An 18,468-nucleotide genomic window follows, 5' to 3' on the forward strand; every position below is an offset into this window, starting at 1 on the left:
TGTCCGATTTTTATCTGATTAAAGGAGAAACAATGTCAGTGCTAACTCAAGAACAACAAACCGATTTACGCAATGAATTAAATGAAAATTCAGGTCAAATTTTAGAGATGGTTGCTTCAAAATATCAATGTTCGCTGGAAGATGTAATGCTTAACCTGCCACCGGATATGCTTAAAGTAACAGATGGGGAACGCTTTGCTGAAATTCTACAAGAAATTCACGAATGGGACGATGCAATTACCTTTATTTCGCATACGGAAGATGCGATTGTTGAGTTTGTTGGTAAATTACCAAGCGGTTCAATTTCTCGTGGATTTTACAATTTTGAACACAAAGAAAATGGCGGTTTACAAGGGCATTTACGCTATGAAAATTGTGCCAAGATTTATCTATTAGACCGCCCATTTAGAGGAAAACGCACGGTTTCGTTGGTGTTTATCAACAAAAAAGGGAATGCGATGTTTAAGATTTTTGTCGGCAGAGAAAAAGTAGGTGGGGCATTAAAAGAAGATCAAATCAGGGCGTTATATAAATTAATCGGCTAACTTGCAAAAGATTACTCAAATTTAACCGCTTGTAAAAAGGCTACGATAAATCGTAGCCTTTATCGGTTTATTAACCCACAGCTTGTGGTAAATAACCCAGCTGAATTAAAAATGGAATGACCATAATGCAAATACCTGCGATTAAGGCGATAACTAAGGCTAAATTACCGCCAATTACACGGTAAGGCAGATTTGGGTGCTGTCTACGAGCTTTCCACGCCAAACCGATAGGTAAAATCATTCCGTAAAAGGCAAATAATAAACCTGCATAACCTAAAGCCATAATAAAACCATCCGGATAGAACAACGCAAACAACAGTGGCGGCGTGAAGGTCGCAATAGTCAGCCATAAGCGGTTAGTTGGTAAGTTTAAGCGTTTTAATAAATCGCCCACACCCTCAAAAATACCCATCGAAACACCTAAGAATGAGGTAATTAATGCAAGTACAGAGAACAAACGAACCATTTCGCCTAAAATTGTGCTACCTGTAATTTGGCTGGTTGCAGTTACTAAGCCGTTTAAAGTAGGGTCTTGTTTTAAAATAGTCGTAAATTCGTTTTGACTTAATACACCGTGCGTAGCCAATTGCCATAATAAATAAGCAACTAACGGAATAGCCGTACCGATATAAATCGATTTACGAATTTTGCCGATATCAGCATCTAAATAGGTATTGATAGTCCCCATAATTACGTGGAAACCAAATGCCGTAAAGAAAATAGGCACAGCAGAAAGCACTAATAAATTATCTAACGGAATGGCAGTTAAGTTTTCTAGTTTCGCTTTTGGTAACATCATCACTAACACAGCAATGAAAGCGATGATTTTTCCAAGAAACAGCACTCGGGTTAAACCATCAACGGATTTCACACCAACTACAACAAAGGCACCTAATACCACTGTAAAAATTAAAATGCTGATTTTAAGTTTCATATCAGCATCTGCCATTTCCGGCATAATACCACTAAGCAGTGAACCACCACCGGTAATATAAGCTGAAAGTAATGCATAGAGTAGAACAAGCAAGCTAAAAGTCGCTAAAGCACGTCCGAACAAACCAAAATACTGCTCTGCAAGGCTTGCTACCCCCACATCTTTTTGTGGAGCGGTTTGATATACCTCCATAAATAACAAGCCTGTATAAGCCAATAATGCCCATAAGCCAATGAGTAATAAAGCAGTTGCACCAAAACCCATACCCGCAGAGGTTAGCGGCATTGCAAGCATACCCGCACCGATTGTGGTGCCTGCAATCATTAATGCACTTCCTAAGATTTTATTTTTCATAGTTTTTTTGAGTAAATTAAAAAGGGAATTTATTCTATCAGAAATTTTCAGCAATGCTATCGGGAGAGATAGAATAATTTTTCAGCTTATTTTGCACAATCTGGTTTGCTTTAGTAAACTAGAGACAATTTGTAATTTTTTATCAAAAATAGACCGCTTGTATGTCTCTAATTTCACTTAATCTGCCACAAATTGACGGTAATTTTCAAGATCACCAAACTCTCGGCAATCTTGTCGGTCATTCCGATACGCTTGCGATCAGCCAAGTCGCCCAACAGTTCAACGGCTTAACGGTGGTCGTTACCCCCGACACTCGCACGGCGTTACGGCTGGAAAAATCGCTGCCGCAATTTGCCGATTTGCCGGTGCAACTTTTCCCCGACTGGGAAACCTTGCCGTATGATAATTTCTCACCGCATCAGGACATTATCTCCGCCCGACTTTCTACCCTGTTTGAGCTACAACAAGGGCGTAAGCAGATTTTTCTGTTGCCAATCAACACCTTAATGCAGAAAGTCTGCCCACCGAGCTACCTTGCCAACAATGTGCTGCTGATTAAAAAAGGCGACCGTTTTTCGATTCAAAACCTCCGTTTGCAGTTGGAAAATGCCGGCTATCGGGCGGTGGATCAGGTGTTGGAATATGGCGAATATGCGGTGCGTGGGGCGATTTTGGATTTGTACCCAATGGGGGCGAGCGAGCCGTTCCGTTTGGATTTTTTTGACGATGAAATCGACACTATCCGCACCTTTGATGTGGATAGCCAACGTACCAAAGCAGAAATTGCCGAAATCAATTTACTGCCGGCACACGAGTTCCCGACAGATAGCAACGGGATCGAGCATTTTAGAACCAAATTCCGTGAAACGTTCGGTGAAATCCGCCGTGAGCCGGAGCATATTTATCAGCAAGTCAGCAAGGGCATTTTGAATGCGGGGATCGAATACTGGCAGCCGCTGTTTTTTGCGGAAATGGCGAGCCTGTTCGATTACCTCAACCCGAACACGCTGTTTATCACTTACGCCGATATTCAACAAAAAGCCGAACAATTTCAACAAGATACACAAAACCGTTTTGAGAGTCGCCGAGTGGATCCGATGCGTCCGCTGTTGCCACCGAGCGATCTCTGGTTTGCGATTGATGAAGTGAACCGCTGGCTGAAAGGCTACCCACGTTTAACCATAACTGCCGAGAAAATTCGCAAATCGGCGGCGAAAATGAACGCAAATGTAGCGAACTTGCCTGATCTTGCGATTCAATCAGGTGCAAAAGAGCCGTTTGCGGCGTTCCAACAGTTCCGCCAAAAATTTAAGGGCGATATTTTGTTCTCGGTGGAGAGCGAAGGGCGAAGAGAAACGCTGTTGGATTTGCTTAGCCCCCTTGGTGTAAAACCAAAACAGATTTTGCAAATTTCCGATGAAATTGAACCGCTTGCGTTGATGATTTCCAATTTGGATCAAGGTTTTGTGATTGAAACAAGCGGTCGAAATTTGGCAATTATTTGCGAAACCGACCTGCTTGGCGAAAAAGTCCAGCAAAAACGCAGCGAAAAAAAACGTAAAACCGTTAATCCCGATACTCTAATTCGCAACTTGGCGGAGCTGAAAATCGGGCAAGCGGTGGTGCATTTGGAAAACGGTGTAGGTCGCTACGGCGGTTTGACTGTATTGGACGCAGGCGGAATGAAAGCGGAATATTTGGTATTGCATTACGCCAACGATGCAAAATTGTATGTTCCCGTTGCCTCTCTCCATTTAATCAGCCGTTATATTGGTGGTGCGGACGAAACCGCTCCGTTGCACAAATTAGGCAGCGAGGCGTGGGCGAAAACTCGCCAGAAAGCGGCGGAGAAAATCCGAGATGTGGCAGCGGAGCTGCTTGATGTCTATGCCAAACGGGAGAGCCAGACCGGTTTTGCCTTTGCCTACGATAAGGCGGAGTTCGACCGTTTCAGTGCCACTTTCCCTTACGAGGAAACGGATGATCAAAAAATGGCGATCAACGCCGTTATCAGCGATATGTGCCAAGCCAAAGCGATGGATAGACTGGTGTGTGGCGATGTCGGTTTCGGTAAAACCGAAGTGGCAATTCGGGCAACTTTCTTGGCGGTGATGAACCATAAACAGGTCGCGATTCTTGCCCCGACCACGTTGCTTGCCCAGCAGCATTACGAGAATTTTAAAGACCGTTTTGCTAATTATCCGGTGAATGTTGAAGTGCTTTCCCGTTTTAAAACCGCCAAAGAGCAGAAAGCGATTTTGGAAAAAGTCGCTAGCGGCCAAGTCGATATTTTGGTCGGCACGCACAAACTGTTGCAGGACGATGTCGCTTTCAGTGATCTCGGCTTGCTGGTGATTGACGAAGAACACCGTTTTGGCGTGCGTCAAAAAGAGAAAATCAAGCAACTGCGTGCTAATGTCGATATTCTCACGCTCACCGCCACACCAATTCCGAGAACGCTCAATATGGCGTTGAACGGAATGCGTGATCTCTCTATCATCGCCAGCCCACCGGCTCGCCGCCTGTCGATCAAAACCTTTGTGCGACAAAGCGATGAGGCGGTGATTCGAGAGGCGATTTTGCGTGAAATTCTGCGTGGTGGACAGGTTTACTACCTGCATAACGATGTCGCCACCATTGAAAATTGTGCCGAAAAATTGAGCCAACTTGTGCCGGAGGCAAGGGTTGTGATTGGACACGGGCAGATGCGAGAGCGAGAGTTGGAGCGAGTGATGAGCGATTTTTATCATCAACGCTTTAACCTGCTGGTTTGTTCGACCATTATCGAAACAGGGATTGACGTGCCGACAGCCAACACGATTATCATCGAACGGGCGGACAAATTCGGCTTGGCACAGCTCCACCAACTGCGTGGGCGTGTGGGGCGTTCGCACCACCAAGCCTACGCCTATATGCTTACGCCACACCCGAAAACGCTGACCAAAGATGCCGAGCAACGCTTGGAGGCGATGAGTACTATCGACAATCTCGGTGCAGGTTTTGCCCTTGCGACCCACGATTTAGAGATCCGTGGTGCGGGCGAACTGCTCGGCTCTGAGCAGAGCGGACAGATCGAAAGTATCGGATTTTCGCTCTATATGGACTTGCTTGAAAATGCGGTCAAAGCCTTGCAAGAAGGGCGTGAGCCAACGCTGGACGAAATCACCCAAAACCAAGTGGAGATTGAACTGCGAGTACCGGCATTACTGCCGGACGACTATCTGCCAGATGTGAATATGCGACTGTCGTTCTACAAACGGATCGCAAGCTCGGAAAGCCTAGACCAGCTCAAAGATCTCAAAATCGAGCTGATCGACCGCTTCGGATTACTGCCGGAGGCGACCAAAAACTTGTTTGCGATCACCCAACTCCGCCTCGCCGCCCAACCGCTCGGCTTGAAGAAAATTGATGCGGGCATCCACGGTGGCTACTTGGAGTTCAAACCAACCGCCCAACCTGACCCGATGAAGTTTATTCAGCTTATCCAAAAACAACCGGCGGTGTATAGCTTCGAAGGGGCAGTGAAATTCAAGTTCAGATTACCGCTGGAAGAAAACAACAAGCGGTTGGAATTTGTGGAGAATTTGCTAAGGGAGATCGTGGCTGAATAGAAAAAGGCAGAGATCATCTGCCTTTAGAAATAGCTAAAAATATTGATATTTTAGCGGCGTGGTAGATGTTCACAGGCAATGCCATCACGATCTCTGTCTAAATTATATGCACTATATTGATGCATATAAGATTGTGCCTGTGCTTGTGTTGCAAAATCAGCACATTTAGCTGCGTGTGCAGAATAAGAAACAAATAAGATTGAGAAGGCTAAAAGGGCTTTTTTCACGGATTTTCTCCTATTATTGACGTAGATGAACTTTCCAAAAACCATAGGATTGACAGATCCTACTATTTGGAGTGGTTTTCCCATAAAGACACTGTTTAGCTTGTGAAACTGCAAATTTAAAAGCATCTTCGTAGGAGTATTGTTTGTGCATCAAATCTTCAGCAAATTGCTGTACACGAGGATCTAGTTTGAGAGCCTCATCAATTTCTTCATTAGAGTATGTAAAGGGAGATATTAATAGGCTAAAATAGAATAAGTAACTGCGAGACATAATTTTCCTTAAAATGATGTTAAATTTATTATGTCATTATCGTTTAATACTCTACAATCAACCCAAAGTGAACATTTCTACCGAATTTATGGAGATTAAAATGAATGTGAATGAAAAAGTCCGTTTTTTGCGTGAAGCGAGAGGTTGGTCTCAGGAAGAAATGGCTGAAAGAGTTGGGCTTTCCGTACACGGTTATTCCAAAATTGAGAGAGGAGAAACCCAGCTTAATCTTTCTCGCCTTCGCCAAATTTGTGAGGTATTGAATTACGATATGTTGGAATTGATGACATTAGGCGAGAAAAATGTGGTTTATTTTCAAGAAAGTGGAAATAATCATAGTATCAATATTATTAATCCAACTTCAGAAAATTTAGTTTCCGAAATTGCTCAACTAAAGCAGACAATATCCCATCAAGCGGAGATTATTGAAATGCAAAAGGTACAAATAGAGACATTGAACGCTCTTGTAGCTTCAATGAAAAGTGCATAACAAATCGGGTATCACATAAAACGATTTTTGCGATTTATCTCGTAAAAATCGTTTTTTATTTGAAAGAGTGCCGCACAGAAACGAAAACCGAATATTGTTGGTAACAAGCGGTCAATTTCGGCTAAAATGTTGCAAATTCTATGATTAAGGACATTATATGAAACAAGCCCTTCTAAACCGTCTTTTACGTTATACCCAAATCTACACTACTTCTGACCCGAAAAGCCAAAGCGTGCCAAGTTCTCCTCAACAATGGGATTTGCTCAACCTTTTGAAAGCAGAGGTGGAATCAATGGGGCTGACGGAAATTTTTCTCGATCCTAACGGCTATCTGTTTGCTACACTGCCTGCCAATACGGATATCTCCATACCTGTGTTGGGATTGATTGCACACGTTGATACTTCGCCCGATTTTAATGGTAAGCACGTTAAGCCTCAGGTAATTGAATGTTATCAAGGAGGCGATATTTTATTAAGCGGTAGTGGTGATAAGCTTTCGCCGAACGACTTTCCAAATTTAAACAAACTTATTGGCGAGACATTGGTAACGACTGACGGCACAAGTCTGCTAGGGGCAGATGATAAGTCGGGCATTGCGATTATTCTCTCGGCGATTGAGTATTTACAAGCTAATCCGCAGATTTCGCACGGTAAAATCCGCATTGGTTTTACCACCGATGAAGAGATTGGGCGTGGTGCAGATCATTTTGATGTAAAAGCTTTTGGTGCCGATGTAGCGTTTACGCTTGATGGAGGTCCGCTTGGCGAGTTGCAGTATGAGAATTTCAATGCCGATGCCGCAGTGGTAACTTTCTTTGGTCGCAGCGTTCACCCCGGCACGGCAAAAGGTAAAATGATCAATGCGTTAGAACGAGCGTGCGAATTCCAGAATCGTTTACCGCCACATTTAACCCCGGCAACTAGTGAGCATCGTGAAGGTTTTATTATGATGCACGATATTGAAGGCGGTGTAGATAAAGCAGAAGTGCGTTATATTCTTCGTAGTTTTGAGCGTGAAGAGCTGGCAACATTTGGCAAAATGCTGACAGACACGATGGCAGAAATGCAGAAAATTTACGGCGAAAACTGCGGCAAAGTTGAGATTATTGAACAGTATCGCAATATGCTTGAGGTATTAGACGGCTATCCATACCTGATTGAGATTGCGGAAAAAGTAATGCGGGAGCAGGGCATTGAGCCGAATTTAGAGCCAATTCGAGGTGGTACAGATGGTTCGCGTTTATCATTTATGGGCTTGCCTTGTCCTAATTTATTTACCGGAGGAGAGAACTTCCACGGACGTTTTGAATTTATTTCTGTTGATACAATGGAAAAGGCGGCAATGGTTGTAGTTGGTATTGCAACAGGCTTTACCGAGCATCAATTTTAGCCTAGAGTGAATTACAAGCGGTTAAATTTGTGCAAAAATTTGCAAAAAAGCCTTATTTTTCGCCACTTAAACCATTTTTTAAAGATTTCCTGTAAATTTATTTGACATTAAATCGGAAATCCATAGAATATGCACCTGTTGAGACGCTACGAAGTTCGTAGCGTTTTTAAATGCGGGAATAGCTCAGTTGGTAGAGCACGACCTTGCCAAGGTCGGGGTCGCGAGTTCGAGCCTCGTTTCCCGCTCCAATTTCTATATCGTGCTGCCCGAGTGGCGGAATCGGTAGACGCAAAGGATTTAAAATGGCTCGCCTTTCGGGGCGTGCCAGTTCAAGTCTGGCCTCGGGCACCATTTCGATAATATACCAAATATGCGGGAATAGCTCAGTTGGTAGAGCACGACCTTGCCAAGGTCGGGGTCGCGAGTTCGAGCCTCGTTTCCCGCTCCAATCTTAAAAAGAACAGATAGCACCACAAGGTGCTTTTTTTATGCCTAAAATTTATGAAAAAAATCACCATTATCGGCTTAGGCTGGCTCGGCTTACCGCTCGCCCAAAAATTACAAAATGAGGGCTGGCAAGTTGCCGGCACAAAACGCACAGTGGGCGATATACCAGTTGAGTGCTATCCGCTAGACTTAAATCATTTTGCCATTACGCCTGACATTGAGCGTATTTTGGCAACCGATGCAATGGTTATTGCTTTGCCGCCTTCTACGACAAGTGAAGAGGGGTATTTTTCGGGTATCCAAAAACTGGCATCATTTGCGATGACTAAAGGCTTAAAACATTTGATTTTTATCAGCTCGACCTCAGTTTTGCCGATGTCGGAGGGGAATTTTGCCGAAGATACTGAAGCGGATCCAAATTCGTTGCTTGCAAAAGTAGAAAATTGGTTGTTAAGCCAAAAACTTGATTGCGATATTTTGCGATTAGCTGGACTAGTCGGCAAACAACGCCACCCAGTGTTTTATTTGGCGGGAAAATCGAATTTGAAATCACCAAACCAACCTGTGAATTTAGTCCATTTAGAGGATTGTGTATCCGCCATTTCCTTACTTTTAGCTAAACCAAACGGGCAACGCATTTTCCATTTATGTGCAGAACAGCACCCTACTCGTAAAGCGTATTATGGCGAAATGGCAAAACGCTTTGGCTTGGCGGATTTGCAATTTTCTGACGAAAATCAACCGCTTGTGAGAGTAGTAAAGGCGGAAAAAATTTGCACAGAATTGGGCTTTATTTATCGCTATCCGAATCCTTACGATTTTAAATTAGATATTTAGCAAAATACAGGTTTAATCCCTACATACAAAGTGGTTTATATGGTAGTATATACGAACTATTATCAACAACTTGTTAGGATTTTATGCTTGATGTTTTATTAGAACCTTTTGCCTACAACTATATGCAAAAAGCGATTTTTGTGAGTATGGGAGTGGGCTTGGTTTGTGCTTTTCTCTCCGCCTTTTTAATGCTAAAAGGCTGGTCTTTAATTGGTGATGCCTTGTCGCACGCAGTCGTGCCGGGAGTTGCCATTGCTTATGCGTTAAAATTACCTTACGCCGTTGGGGCGTTTTTTTCGGGGATTTTGGCGGCATTATCAATTCTTTGGGTAAAAAGCCTCACAAAAATTAAAGAAGATGCTGTCATCGGCTTTATTTTTACCACCTTTTTTGCCTTAGGAATGTTTATTGTTTCCTTAAATCCGATATCAGTGGACGTAAATTCCATTGTGATGGGAAATATTTTAGGGATTGCTGATGAAGATTTGTGGCAAGTGGTACTGATTATCGCCATTTCGTTACTCGGTTTGATCCTATTTTGGAAGGATTTGCTACTCGTCTTTTTTGACGAGCACCACGCTCTTTCAGTGGGTATTTCGCCATTACGCTATAAAGTCATCTTCTTTACTCTGTTAAGTGCCTGTGTGGTAGTGGCATTACAAACTGTTGGGGCAATTTTAGTGATTGCGATGGTGGTAACACCGGGAGCAACGGCGTATTTATTGTCGGATCGTTTCTCTAAAGTCGTAATGATTGCAATGATTATCGGCACACTAACTTCAGGGCTAGGAGCGTATTTAAGCTACTTTTTAGATGGGGCAACAGGAGCTGTGATTGTATGCCTGCAAACCTTGATTTTTCTCGCTGCATTTTGTTTCGCTCCTAAATATGGTTTAGTGTCGCAAAAAGGTCAATTTGTGAAAGGAGGAGAGCGAGAAGGGGAGGAGCAAAATGCTTGATTGGATTTTAGAACCTCTTCAGTTTGAGTTTATGCAAACCGCCCTCATCACAGCTATTTTAGTGGCGAGTGTGAGTGCCGTTCTCTCTTGCTATTTGGTGTTGAAGGGGTGGTCTTTAATGGGGGATGCCATTTCCCACGCAGTATTGCCGGGTGTGGTGATTTCTTCATTATTAGGCTTACCACTTGCGATTGGTGCATTTTCTTCGGGCTTATTTTGTGCGTTATCGGTTGGCTATTTAAAAGAGAACAGTCGTTTAAAAGAAGACACCATTATGGGGATTGTGTTTTCGGGTATGTTTGCCTTTGGGATTCTGTTATTTACCGCATTTAATACGGGTGAACATTTAACCCATATTTTGTTTGGGAACTTATTAGGGGTAACGAAAAGCGATTTAATCCAAACAGTGGTGGTTAGCCTTTTCACTTTTGCAGTTATGTTGCTCAAACGTAAAGATTTCTTACTTTATTGTTTTGATATGAACCAAGCTAAAGTGGTTGGTTTGCCGGTGAAATTCTTGCACTATGGCTTGCTATCGCTATTAGCTTTAACCATTATCAGTGCAATGCAAGTTGTAGGGGTGATTTTGGTAGTTGCGATGCTGATTACACCGGGGATTACTGCTTACTTGCTCACAAAGCGGTTTGATAAAATGCTTGCCATTGCGTTAGTGATTTCCGTCGGTTCATCTGTATTTGGTACTTTACTAAGCTACCATATTGATGCTGCTACAGGTCCGACTATCATTCTAGTACAAGCGGTCATTTTTTTCCTAAGTTTTGCGTATTCTAAAATCCGCTAACACAAATAAAAAATAGGGAGTGCGTTAGCCTCCCTATTGTTCAAACACTATTTTTGATAATGCAATAAACCACCAAATACCCTTTCTAGGTTTTGATTATTAAAGGTTTCTTCTGTTTTGCCGGCGGCTAATAATGTTCGGTTGATCATTAACACCTGATCGCAAAAACTTGGCACGCTGGCAAGATTATGAGTAGAAACTAAAATCAAATGCCCTTCTTCTTTGAGCTGTTTGAGCAATTCAACAATGGCATTTTCAGTTTTTACATCAACACCTGTAAAAGGCTCATCTAACAAAATAATCTTACTTTCTTGGGCTAAGGCTCGGGCGAGAAAGACTCGCTTTTTCTGCCCACCGGAAAGTTCGCCAATTTGTCGTTCTTTCAGATGCAAAACACCGACACGCTCCATTGCTTGTTCTGCTTTTTGTTTGTCAATTCCACGAGGAATACGCAAGAAATTCATATAGCCGTATCGCCCCATCATTACGACATCATAAACAGAAACAGGGAATTGCCAGTCTACCTCTTCACTTTGTGGCACATAAGAGACTAAATTTTGCTTTAAGGCTTTAGAAATGGGTAATTGACTCAGTTTAACTGAGCCGGTAAGTGGTTTTACCAGCCCCATTAAACTTTTAAAAAGTGTGGATTTACCCCCTCCATTTACCCCGATTAATGCACAAATCGTACCGTTTTCAAGCTGAAACGACACATCGTGCAAGGCGATGTGTCCGTTATTGTAACGGACGGATAAATTTTCGACGGAAATGGAGGTTGAATGTGTTGTCATTTTAACTCTGGTTATTTTTTACTACGCTCGAAACCTTCAACAATGGTGCTGATGGTAACATTCAGTAGATCTAAATAAGTTGGTACAGGACCATCTTTTTCTGAAAGTGAATCTACATAAATCACACCACCGTATAACGCACCGGTTTCTTTCGCTACTTGTTTAGCAGGTTTATCTGAAACGGTACTTTCACTAAAGACAACAGGGATTTTATTCGCTTTCACGCCATCAATCACTTTTTTAACTTGTTTCGGTGAGCCTTGCTCTTCGGCGTTGATCGCCCATAAATAAAGCTCTTTTAAGTTGTAGTCTTTTGCAAGATAGCTAAATGCCCCTTCGCTTGTAACCAGCCAGCGTTGTTGCTCAGGAATAAAGGCTAAACGTTGGCGAAGTGGCTCAGCAATGCCTTTGACTTTTTCAGCATAGGCTTTTGCATTTGCGTTGTAAGTTTCGGCATTTTTAGGGTCGTATTTTACTAAAGCTGCACGAATGTTTTCAATGTAAATTAATGCATTGTCGGTGGACATCCAAGCGTGTGGATTCGGCAAGTTTTTATATTCGCCTTCGGTAATTGGCATTGGAGTAATCCCTTCGGTTACAACAACGGCAGGTTTACCTTTTACATTTTCAAAGAAACGCTCAAACCAACGCTCAAGGTTCATACCATTCCATAATACTAAATCAGCTTTTTGGGCTTTTACAATATCTTTTGGTGTAGGTTGATAATCGTGAATTTCCGCCCCGGGTTTAGTAATTGATTCAACAGTAGCTTTATCACCTGCTACGTTTTGTGCAATATCTTGAATAACGGTAAAGGTGGTTACAACTTTAAACGGTTCTGCCATTGCCATTGCAGAGCTTAAACCAAAGGTTAAGACTAATGCTTTTTTGATTGTTGATAATTTCATTTTCAGCCTCCTTTTTGTTATTGAGAATGATTATTATCGTTTGATATTCTATAGATCATTTAGATTAATGTAAATAGTCTTATATTTTATAAGGATATTATTTATCCAAAACATTTTGACTTAAAAAGCACTAGCCTTAAAACAAAAGAACCAGTAAAATTGCACGCTTTAAAAATCATCGCAAAACAAGGGCAAGTTCGTCCTAACCTTTTGCCACAAAACGTGTAACAACGAGGCTTTCTAATTTTATGTCAGAACAAATCACTAATGCTGCCTGTGGAGCAGCAGACCAACCGAAAGAAAAAATCAATTTATTAAACCTAAACCGCCAAGAAATGCGTGAGCTGTTTGCCGAAATGGGGGAAAAACCTTTCCGTGCCGATCAGCTAATGAAATGGATTTACCATTTTGGGGAAGATAATTTCGATAATATGAGCAATATCAATAAGGTATTGCGTGAGAAATTAAAACGTATTGCGGAAATTAAAGCACCGGAAGTGGCAGTAGAACAACGCTCGGCAGATGGTACAATCAAATGGGCGATGCAAGTAGGCGATCAGCAAATCGAAACCGTATATATCCCGGAAGATGATCGTGCAACCCTTTGTGTATCTTCACAAGTAGGCTGTGCATTGGCGTGTACCTTCTGTTCAACTGCTCAACAAGGTTTTAACCGCAACTTAAGCGTGTCAGAAATTATCGGGCAAGTGTGGCGAGCTTCTAAAATTATCGGTAACTTTGGCGTAACCGGTGTACGTCCGATTACCAATGTGGTGATGATGGGAATGGGCGAGCCGCTTTTGAATATGAACAATGTGATTCCTGCAATGGAAATTATGTTGGACGATTTTGCCTACGGCTTATCAAAACGCCGTGTAACCCTTTCCACCTCAGGAGTTGTGCCGGCATTAGATAAAATGCGTGAGCAAATTGATGTGGCGTTAGCGATCTCGCTCCACGCACCGAATGATGAATTGCGTGATGTATTAGTGCCGATTAACAAAAAATATAACATTAAAATGTTGATGGAATCGGTGAATAAATACTTAGAGGTATCTAACGCTAACCACGGTAAAGTAACGATTGAATATGTGATGTTAGATCACGTCAATGACAGCACAGACCACGCACATCAACTTGCGGAAGTGTTGAAAAATACCCCGTGTAAAGTGAACTTAATTCCTTGGAACCCGTTCCCGGAAGCTCCTTATGGCAAGAGTTCAAATTCCCGTGTTGATCGCTTCCAAAAAACGCTGATGGAATACGGCTTCACCGTAACAGTGCGTAAAACCCGAGGCGATGACATTGACGCTGCTTGCGGTCAGCTTGCCGGTGATGTGATCGATCGCACCAAACGCACCTTAGAAAAACGCAAGTTTGGACAAGGTATTGATGTAAAAACGCATTAATCTGAATAGAGAAAAGGCAGGGTTTCCTGCCTTTTGTTCTTTTTATCCTAAATGTGGAACATATTGGAATGAACCACCTAATGCATTTACGTAGCGGACAACCGTTGCGTATTTAGGAGAAACTACGCCTCGTTCTAAGCGACTGATATTTTTTACATTAATCCCTGAAAGCTCGGCAACTTGTGCTTGTGTGAGGTTTTTCTCAAGCCTTGCCTGTTTTAGCATTTGAGCTAATTCTCGCTGTACTCTCAGCTCGTCAAATTCCTCTTTAAAGTGAGGATTTGTCATCGCTTGCTGTAGCACTTCATCAAAAGAGATAACTGCTAAATCAAGATCTTTTGTCATTTTCTAATTCCTGTTTTAATTTCTTCATACGTTCAATGGCAAGTTCGAGGTTATGCTTAGGTGTTTTTTGGCTCTTTTTCTGAAAAATGTGCACGATATAGGCTTGCTTACCTTTAATAAAGAAAAAGAAGCTACGAGAAATTCCCTCTCTTGATTTTGCTCTTAGTTCTTTAAGCCCATTTTGAAAAGATTTTACTTCTGGTTCACTAAGCGTATTTCCGTATAATTTTAGCTCATTAATAACATCGGCAGTTGCTGCTTGGAGTGAAACCGGTAATGCTAAAAATTCTTTGTGAGCATGCTTTGTCAGAAACACATCAAAAGATTGAATAGCCTGATTCTGAGGATTTGTCATAACAATTCCTTGTAATCATAAGTGATTAGTTTAGGGAGATTTTATAGCGTGTCAAGTATCTTGAGAAAAAGCATAGAACGACGCAACTTCCAATTATTATTTTTGCGATCTACGTCGAAAAAATCGCACGAAAAATTTCCCTCTTTATGCAAAAATCTCTAGTCTTATAGGGTATTGAACAGTAAAATTTAGCCTTTTGATGACAGGAGAACGCTATGTTTGCAAAATTTCTTAAAAAAATAACCGCTTGTATGGCGATAGTGTTATTGGCGGCGTGTTCTTCTCAGCAAGAATCTTCCTCCGAACCTGAATTTAATCGCTCTGAAGCAGTGAAAGCCCGCATTAATCTTGCTTTAGCCTATTTGGAACAAAACGATTTCCCCAAAGCAAAACAAAATATTGATAAAGCCCTTGCTCACGATGAAAAAGATTACCTCCCTTATTCGGTATTAGCCTACTATTATCAACAAACAGGTGATATTGAAAATGCTGAAAAAGCCTATCAACAAGCGCTCAATTTAAGTGAAAATCGTCCTGATGTGCTGAATAATTACGGCACTTTTTTATGTAAACAAGGTCAATTCCAACAGGCGTATCAACAATTTGAACAAGCGGTAAAAAGCCCAAAACCCTATTATCATCAAGCAGATAGCTTAGAAAATATCATTCTGTGTGCGAAAAAAGAGCCAAACCCGCAGAAAGTGAATGAAACATTAACCCAGCTCGAAAAATTAGATAAAGCTCGAGCGAATTTATTGAAGGAAAATCAATGAGCCAATTAAACAGTGAGTTAAATCGTCAAATCAGCCAAATTATTGCCGGTGAATTAAATGTGGGATCACATCAAATTTTAGCGGCAATGACTTTATTAGACGAGGGCAACACCATCCCCTTTATCGCTCGTTATCGTAAAGAGGTAACGGGTGGACTAGATGACACCCAACTTCGCCATTTTGAAACACGTTTAATCTATTTACGTGAAATGGACGACCGCCGTCAAACCATTCTGAAATCTATTGAAGAACAAGGCAAACTCACCGAGGAATTAAGAGAGAAAATCTTAAATTGCGAAAGCAAAACCGAGTTAGAAGATCTCTATTTACCGTACAAACCCAAACGCCGTACTCGTGGACAAATTGCGATTGAGGCGGGATTAGAGCCTTTGGCGGAAACGTTATGGAATAATCCAAACCAAGTGCCCGAATTACTTGCTGAACAATTTATCAATGCTGAAAAAGGCGTTGCCGATAGCAAAGCCGCTTTAGACGGGGCAAGATATATTTTAATGGAACGCTTTGCCGAAGATGCGGAATTACTTGCAAAACTTCGCCAATATTTGACCGCTTACGCCACGCTTGAATCGAAAGTGATTGAGGGTAAAGAGGAAGAGGGTGAGAAATTCCGTGATTATTTCGCCCACAGTGAGCCGTTTAAAACCGTGCCTTCCCACCGAGCATTAGCAATGTTCCGAGGGCGTAACGAGGGCATTTTATCCCTTTCGCTAAATGCTGATCCGGAAGCGGAAGAAGGGGCAAAAAGCAGCCATTGTGAAGAGATTATCCGCAGCCACTTAGGGGTAATTTTCAATAATCAACCTGCCGACAAATGGCGTGAGCAAGTGATTACTTGGACGTGGAAAATCAAAGCCGCACTGCATTTAGAAACTGAACTAATGGGCAGCTTGCGTGAAAAAGCGGAAGAAGAGGCGATTGATGTTTTCGCCCGCAACCTTTCCGCCTTATTGATGGCAGCACCGGCAGGGGCAAGAAATACGATGGGCTTAGACCCCGGCTTGCGTACTGGCGTAAAAGTCGCTGTGGTGGATAACACAGGCAAACTGCTTGATACTGCGACCATTTATCCGCACACAGGGCGAGAATCAGAGGCTCAAGTGGCAATTTTCAGCTTGATTAAAAAACATAATGTGGAGCTGATTGCGATTGGTAACGGTACAGCCTCCCGTGAAACCGAACGTTTTGCTAAGGGAGTGATTAAAGAGATCAAAGAAAACAAACCGCAAACCGTGGTTGTGAGCGAGGCGGGGGCATCGGTTTACTCGGCATCGGAGTTTGCGGCAAATGAGTTCCCGAATTTAGATGTCTCGCTGCGTGGGGCTGTGTCGATTGCCCGCCGTTTGCAAGATCCGTTGGCGGAATTGGTAAAAATCGAGCCAAAAGCGATTGGAGTGGGGCAGTATCAGCACGATGTGAATCAATCCCAATTAGCCCGCAAACTGGATGCGGTGGTGGAAGATTGTGTAAATGCCGTTGGGGTGGATTTGAACACCGCATCAGCACCTTTACTCGCTAGAGTAGCTGGAATGACCAAAACCTTGGCGGAAAATATTGTAGCATTCCGGGATGAAAACGGGCGTTTTGCTAGTCGTACTGAGCTGAAAAAAGTCCCTCGCTTAGGGCCAAAAGCATTTGAACAGTGTGCCGGCTTTATGCGAATTTTAGGCGGCAAAAATGCGTTAGATGCCTCTAGCGTTCACCCTGAGGCTTACCCAGTGGTGGAAAAAATCTTGCAAGCGACTACCTCAACTCTCGCAGAGTTAATGGGCAATGCGACTAAAATTCACTCACTGAATGCCAAAGATTTTGTGGACGAACAGTTTGGTTTACCAACCGTGAATGATATCTTCAAAGAGTTAGAAAAACCGGGACGTGACCCACGAGGAGAATTCAAAACTGCTAACTTTATGGACGGCGTAGAAGAGATTTCTGACTTAAAAGCCGGTATGATTTTAGAAGGTACAGTCACCAATGTTGCCAACTTTGGGGCTTTCGTGGATATCGGCGTTCATCAAGACGGTTTAGTACATATCTCAATGCTTTCCAACTCTTTTGTGGAAGATCCGCACACAGTGGTGAAAGCCGGTGATGTGGTAAAAGTGAAAGTGCTAGAGGTGGATGCTGCACGCAAACGTATTGCTTTAACTATGCGTTTAGATGACAGCCCTGCCGCGAAAAGTGAGGCAATAAGCGGTCGAAATTCGCAAGAAATTCGCAAAAATTCGCCAAAAAATGACCGCTTGCGTAATGATAACCGCAATGCATTTGGCAATAATGCCTTTGCTGATGCGTTGAAAGGGTGGAAGAAGTAAAATTATTTTGCTTATTTCAGCTTTTTAGTCACAAGCCCGATTAGGATATCCTAATCGGGCTTTCTCTTGACAGAGAAAGCCCTAACACTTCCTATAAACCTTTATTTATCTAAACAAGAGATACTCTATATGAAAAATCAAGAGCTTAATGAGGCGTATGAGCTTGTCAATAATGTCGTTAAAAATAAGATTCGTATTTTGATTGAAGAGGACTTACACCTTTATGAACAAGATGCGGATATTTTACATCATTACTCTGATGAGATTATTGAAAAAGTAATGCAAAGAATTACAAAGGAGCAACCTTATTTTGAGGTTGTATGGAATTATTCACCGAAGGTGTTAGAACTTCGTATTCAACGTAAAAAATAAGGAGAAAATGATGAATAACAGCTCAGGAATCGAACACATTAAATCACAATTATTTTCTGAAGGAAAATTATTTTCTTTTGAAGGTAGAGCTAACAGGCTACAATTTTTTATTATTACTCTATTTACATTACCTATATTTATTTTCGTTCTTATATTTGGAGCAAAAGTATTGCTAGAAATATTACCAGAGTATAGTGATTTCAATTTAGAGAAAGTCCTGATTCTATTTAGCATCCTAATTATGTTAGGCTCTATTTCTGGGTATATATTTTGCTCCGCTGCAAGACGTAGATTACGGAGTCTTAATATTCCTAG

19 protein-coding genes and 3 tRNA genes are annotated in these 18,468 nt (G+C 42.1%); 15 read left to right on the top strand and 7 right to left on the bottom strand.

Going from position 1 to position 18,468, the window contains the following annotated elements; genetic code table 11:
- The coding region (gene hutX / locus ACJHV0_RS01010) for a heme utilization cystosolic carrier protein HutX (protein ID WP_483133127.1) at positions 1 to 545 on the top strand (545 nt) is incomplete at its 5' end.
- A gap of 70 nt (positions 546 to 615) precedes the next feature.
- Here hutX and ACJHV0_RS01015 read toward each other — a convergent pair.
- A complete protein-coding gene (locus ACJHV0_RS01015) occupies positions 616 to 1,833 on the bottom strand; it encodes an aromatic amino acid transport family protein (RefSeq protein WP_334231878.1) in 1,218 nt (405 codons plus the stop codon).
- A gap of 161 nt (positions 1,834 to 1,994) precedes the next feature.
- Here ACJHV0_RS01015 and mfd point away from each other — a divergent pair, with 161 nt between their 5' ends.
- A complete protein-coding gene (gene mfd, locus ACJHV0_RS01020; RefSeq protein WP_483133128.1) occupies positions 1,995 to 5,444 on the top strand; it encodes a transcription-repair coupling factor in 3,450 nt (1,149 codons plus the stop codon).
- Positions 5,445 to 5,494: 50 nt separating this feature from the next.
- On the opposite strand, the gene ACJHV0_RS01025 is transcribed toward mfd, so the two are convergent.
- The gene (locus tag ACJHV0_RS01025) at positions 5,495 to 5,671 is read right to left on the bottom strand and encodes an excalibur calcium-binding domain-containing protein (RefSeq protein WP_231475494.1); all 177 of its coding nucleotides are present in this window, start codon (positions 5,669 to 5,671) and stop codon (positions 5,495 to 5,497) included.
- Between the two features lie 13 nt (positions 5,672 to 5,684).
- Positions 5,685 to 5,942, bottom strand: coding sequence for a hypothetical protein (locus ACJHV0_RS01030; RefSeq protein WP_025235387.1), 258 nt, complete (start codon positions 5,940 to 5,942; stop codon positions 5,685 to 5,687).
- 100 nt (positions 5,943 to 6,042) lie between these two features.
- On the opposite strand from ACJHV0_RS01030, the gene ACJHV0_RS01035 reads away from it, so the two are divergent.
- From ACJHV0_RS01035 to ACJHV0_RS01070, 8 genes are all read left to right on the top strand, one after another.
- Positions 6,043 to 6,432 carry a helix-turn-helix domain-containing protein gene (locus ACJHV0_RS01035; protein ID WP_334231885.1) on the top strand — a complete coding sequence of 130 codons (390 nt, stop codon included), beginning with the start codon at positions 6,043 to 6,045 and terminating at the stop codon, positions 6,430 to 6,432.
- A 157-nt stretch (positions 6,433 to 6,589) separates the two neighbouring features.
- The gene (gene pepT / locus ACJHV0_RS01040) at positions 6,590 to 7,822 is read left to right on the top strand and encodes a peptidase T (protein WP_483133129.1); all 1,233 of its coding nucleotides are present in this window, start codon (positions 6,590 to 6,592) and stop codon (positions 7,820 to 7,822) included.
- A 172-nt stretch (positions 7,823 to 7,994) separates the two neighbouring features.
- A tRNA-Gly gene (locus ACJHV0_RS01045) sits at positions 7,995 to 8,070 on the top strand.
- A 16-nt stretch (positions 8,071 to 8,086) separates the two neighbouring features.
- Positions 8,087 to 8,173 (top strand) — tRNA-Leu (locus tag ACJHV0_RS01050).
- Between the two features lie 21 nt (positions 8,174 to 8,194).
- Positions 8,195 to 8,270, top strand: a tRNA-Gly gene (locus ACJHV0_RS01055).
- 53 nt (positions 8,271 to 8,323) lie between these two features.
- The gene (locus ACJHV0_RS01060; protein WP_483133130.1) at positions 8,324 to 9,106 is read left to right on the top strand and encodes a Rossmann-fold NAD(P)-binding domain-containing protein; all 783 of its coding nucleotides are present in this window, start codon (positions 8,324 to 8,326) and stop codon (positions 9,104 to 9,106) included.
- A gap of 83 nt (positions 9,107 to 9,189) precedes the next feature.
- Positions 9,190 to 10,065, top strand: a complete 876-nt coding sequence (locus tag ACJHV0_RS01065; protein ID WP_483133131.1) for a metal ABC transporter permease — start codon at positions 9,190 to 9,192, stop codon at positions 10,063 to 10,065.
- Positions 10,058 to 10,867, top strand: a complete 810-nt coding sequence (locus ACJHV0_RS01070; protein WP_334235599.1) for a metal ABC transporter permease — start codon at positions 10,058 to 10,060, stop codon at positions 10,865 to 10,867. Before ACJHV0_RS01065 ends, ACJHV0_RS01070 begins: the two co-directional genes overlap by 8 nt.
- Positions 10,868 to 10,914: 47 nt before the next feature.
- Here ACJHV0_RS01070 and ACJHV0_RS01075 read toward each other — a convergent pair whose 3' ends face one another.
- A complete protein-coding gene (locus ACJHV0_RS01075) occupies positions 10,915 to 11,658 on the bottom strand; it encodes a metal ABC transporter ATP-binding protein (protein WP_025216715.1) in 744 nt (247 codons plus the stop codon).
- 11 nt (positions 11,659 to 11,669) lie between these two features.
- On the bottom strand, positions 11,670 to 12,566 hold the full coding sequence (locus ACJHV0_RS01080; protein ID WP_112110581.1) for a metal ABC transporter substrate-binding protein: 897 nt from the start codon (positions 12,564 to 12,566) through the stop codon (positions 11,670 to 11,672).
- Between the two features lie 248 nt (positions 12,567 to 12,814).
- Here ACJHV0_RS01080 and rlmN point away from each other — a divergent pair, with 248 nt between their 5' ends.
- A complete protein-coding gene (gene rlmN, locus ACJHV0_RS01085) occupies positions 12,815 to 13,975 on the top strand; it encodes a dual-specificity RNA methyltransferase RlmN (protein WP_112110582.1) in 1,161 nt (386 codons plus the stop codon).
- 42 nt (positions 13,976 to 14,017) lie between these two features.
- Here the strand turns inward: rlmN and ACJHV0_RS01090 are convergent, their stop codons facing one another.
- Together ACJHV0_RS01090 and ACJHV0_RS01095 are read right to left on the bottom strand one after the other, a co-directional pair.
- The gene (locus ACJHV0_RS01090; RefSeq protein WP_334254332.1) at positions 14,018 to 14,320 is read right to left on the bottom strand and encodes a helix-turn-helix domain-containing protein; all 303 of its coding nucleotides are present in this window, start codon (positions 14,318 to 14,320) and stop codon (positions 14,018 to 14,020) included.
- Positions 14,304 to 14,675, bottom strand: a complete 372-nt coding sequence (locus tag ACJHV0_RS01095; RefSeq protein ID WP_483133132.1) for a type II toxin-antitoxin system RelE/ParE family toxin — start codon at positions 14,673 to 14,675, stop codon at positions 14,304 to 14,306. Before ACJHV0_RS01095 ends, ACJHV0_RS01090 begins: the two co-directional genes overlap by 17 nt.
- 215 nt (positions 14,676 to 14,890) lie before the next feature.
- Between ACJHV0_RS01095 and pilW the strand changes: the two genes are divergently transcribed.
- The 4 genes from pilW to ACJHV0_RS01115 form a co-directional block, all read left to right on the top strand.
- Entirely contained in the window at positions 14,891 to 15,448 is a 558-nt protein-coding gene (gene pilW, locus ACJHV0_RS01100; RefSeq protein ID WP_025235396.1) for a type IV pilus biogenesis/stability protein PilW, read from the top strand.
- Positions 15,445 to 17,781, top strand: coding sequence for a Tex family protein (locus ACJHV0_RS01105; protein WP_483133133.1), 2,337 nt, complete (start codon positions 15,445 to 15,447; stop codon positions 17,779 to 17,781). The genes pilW and ACJHV0_RS01105 overlap by 4 nt, the downstream gene beginning before the upstream one ends.
- Positions 17,782 to 17,910: 129 nt before the next feature.
- Complete coding sequence (locus ACJHV0_RS01110; RefSeq protein WP_483133134.1) at positions 17,911 to 18,153, top strand: hypothetical protein; 243 nt, start codon at positions 17,911 to 17,913, stop codon at positions 18,151 to 18,153.
- Between the two features lie 7 nt (positions 18,154 to 18,160).
- The coding region (locus tag ACJHV0_RS01115) for a DUF805 domain-containing protein (RefSeq protein ID WP_483133135.1) at positions 18,161 to 18,468 on the top strand (308 nt) is incomplete at its 3' end.

The sequence above is a fragment of the Mannheimia sp. genome, from assembly GCF_056854775.1.

Bases quoted from the DNA above. Each gene is read 5' to 3' on its own strand.
- ACJHV0_RS01015 (WP_334231878.1), bottom strand. From the start codon at position 1,833: ATGAAAAATAAAATCTTAGGAAGTGCATTAATGATTGCAGGCACCACA.
- mfd (WP_483133128.1), top strand. From the start codon at position 1,995: ATGTCTCTAATTTCACTTAATCTGCCACAAATTGACGGTAATTTTCAA.
- ACJHV0_RS01030 (WP_025235387.1), bottom strand. From the start codon at position 5,942: ATGTCTCGCAGTTACTTATTCTATTTTAGCCTATTAATATCTCCCTTT.
- ACJHV0_RS01035 (WP_334231885.1), top strand. From the start codon at position 6,043: ATGAATGTGAATGAAAAAGTCCGTTTTTTGCGTGAAGCGAGAGGTTGG.
- pepT (WP_483133129.1), top strand. From the start codon at position 6,590: ATGAAACAAGCCCTTCTAAACCGTCTTTTACGTTATACCCAAATCTAC.
- ACJHV0_RS01060 (WP_483133130.1), top strand. From the start codon at position 8,324: ATGAAAAAAATCACCATTATCGGCTTAGGCTGGCTCGGCTTACCGCTC.
- ACJHV0_RS01065 (WP_483133131.1), top strand. From the start codon at position 9,190: ATGCTTGATGTTTTATTAGAACCTTTTGCCTACAACTATATGCAAAAA.
- ACJHV0_RS01070 (WP_334235599.1), top strand. From the start codon at position 10,058: ATGCTTGATTGGATTTTAGAACCTCTTCAGTTTGAGTTTATGCAAACC.
- ACJHV0_RS01075 (WP_025216715.1), bottom strand. From the start codon at position 11,658: ATGACAACACATTCAACCTCCATTTCCGTCGAAAATTTATCCGTCCGT.
- ACJHV0_RS01080 (WP_112110581.1), bottom strand. From the start codon at position 12,566: ATGAAATTATCAACAATCAAAAAAGCATTAGTCTTAACCTTTGGTTTA.
- rlmN (WP_112110582.1), top strand. From the start codon at position 12,815: ATGTCAGAACAAATCACTAATGCTGCCTGTGGAGCAGCAGACCAACCG.
- ACJHV0_RS01090 (WP_334254332.1), bottom strand. From the start codon at position 14,320: ATGACAAAAGATCTTGATTTAGCAGTTATCTCTTTTGATGAAGTGCTA.
- ACJHV0_RS01095 (WP_483133132.1), bottom strand. From the start codon at position 14,675: ATGACAAATCCTCAGAATCAGGCTATTCAATCTTTTGATGTGTTTCTG.
- pilW (WP_025235396.1), top strand. From the start codon at position 14,891: ATGTTTGCAAAATTTCTTAAAAAAATAACCGCTTGTATGGCGATAGTG.
- ACJHV0_RS01105 (WP_483133133.1), top strand. From the start codon at position 15,445: ATGAGCCAATTAAACAGTGAGTTAAATCGTCAAATCAGCCAAATTATT.
- ACJHV0_RS01110 (WP_483133134.1), top strand. From the start codon at position 17,911: ATGAAAAATCAAGAGCTTAATGAGGCGTATGAGCTTGTCAATAATGTC.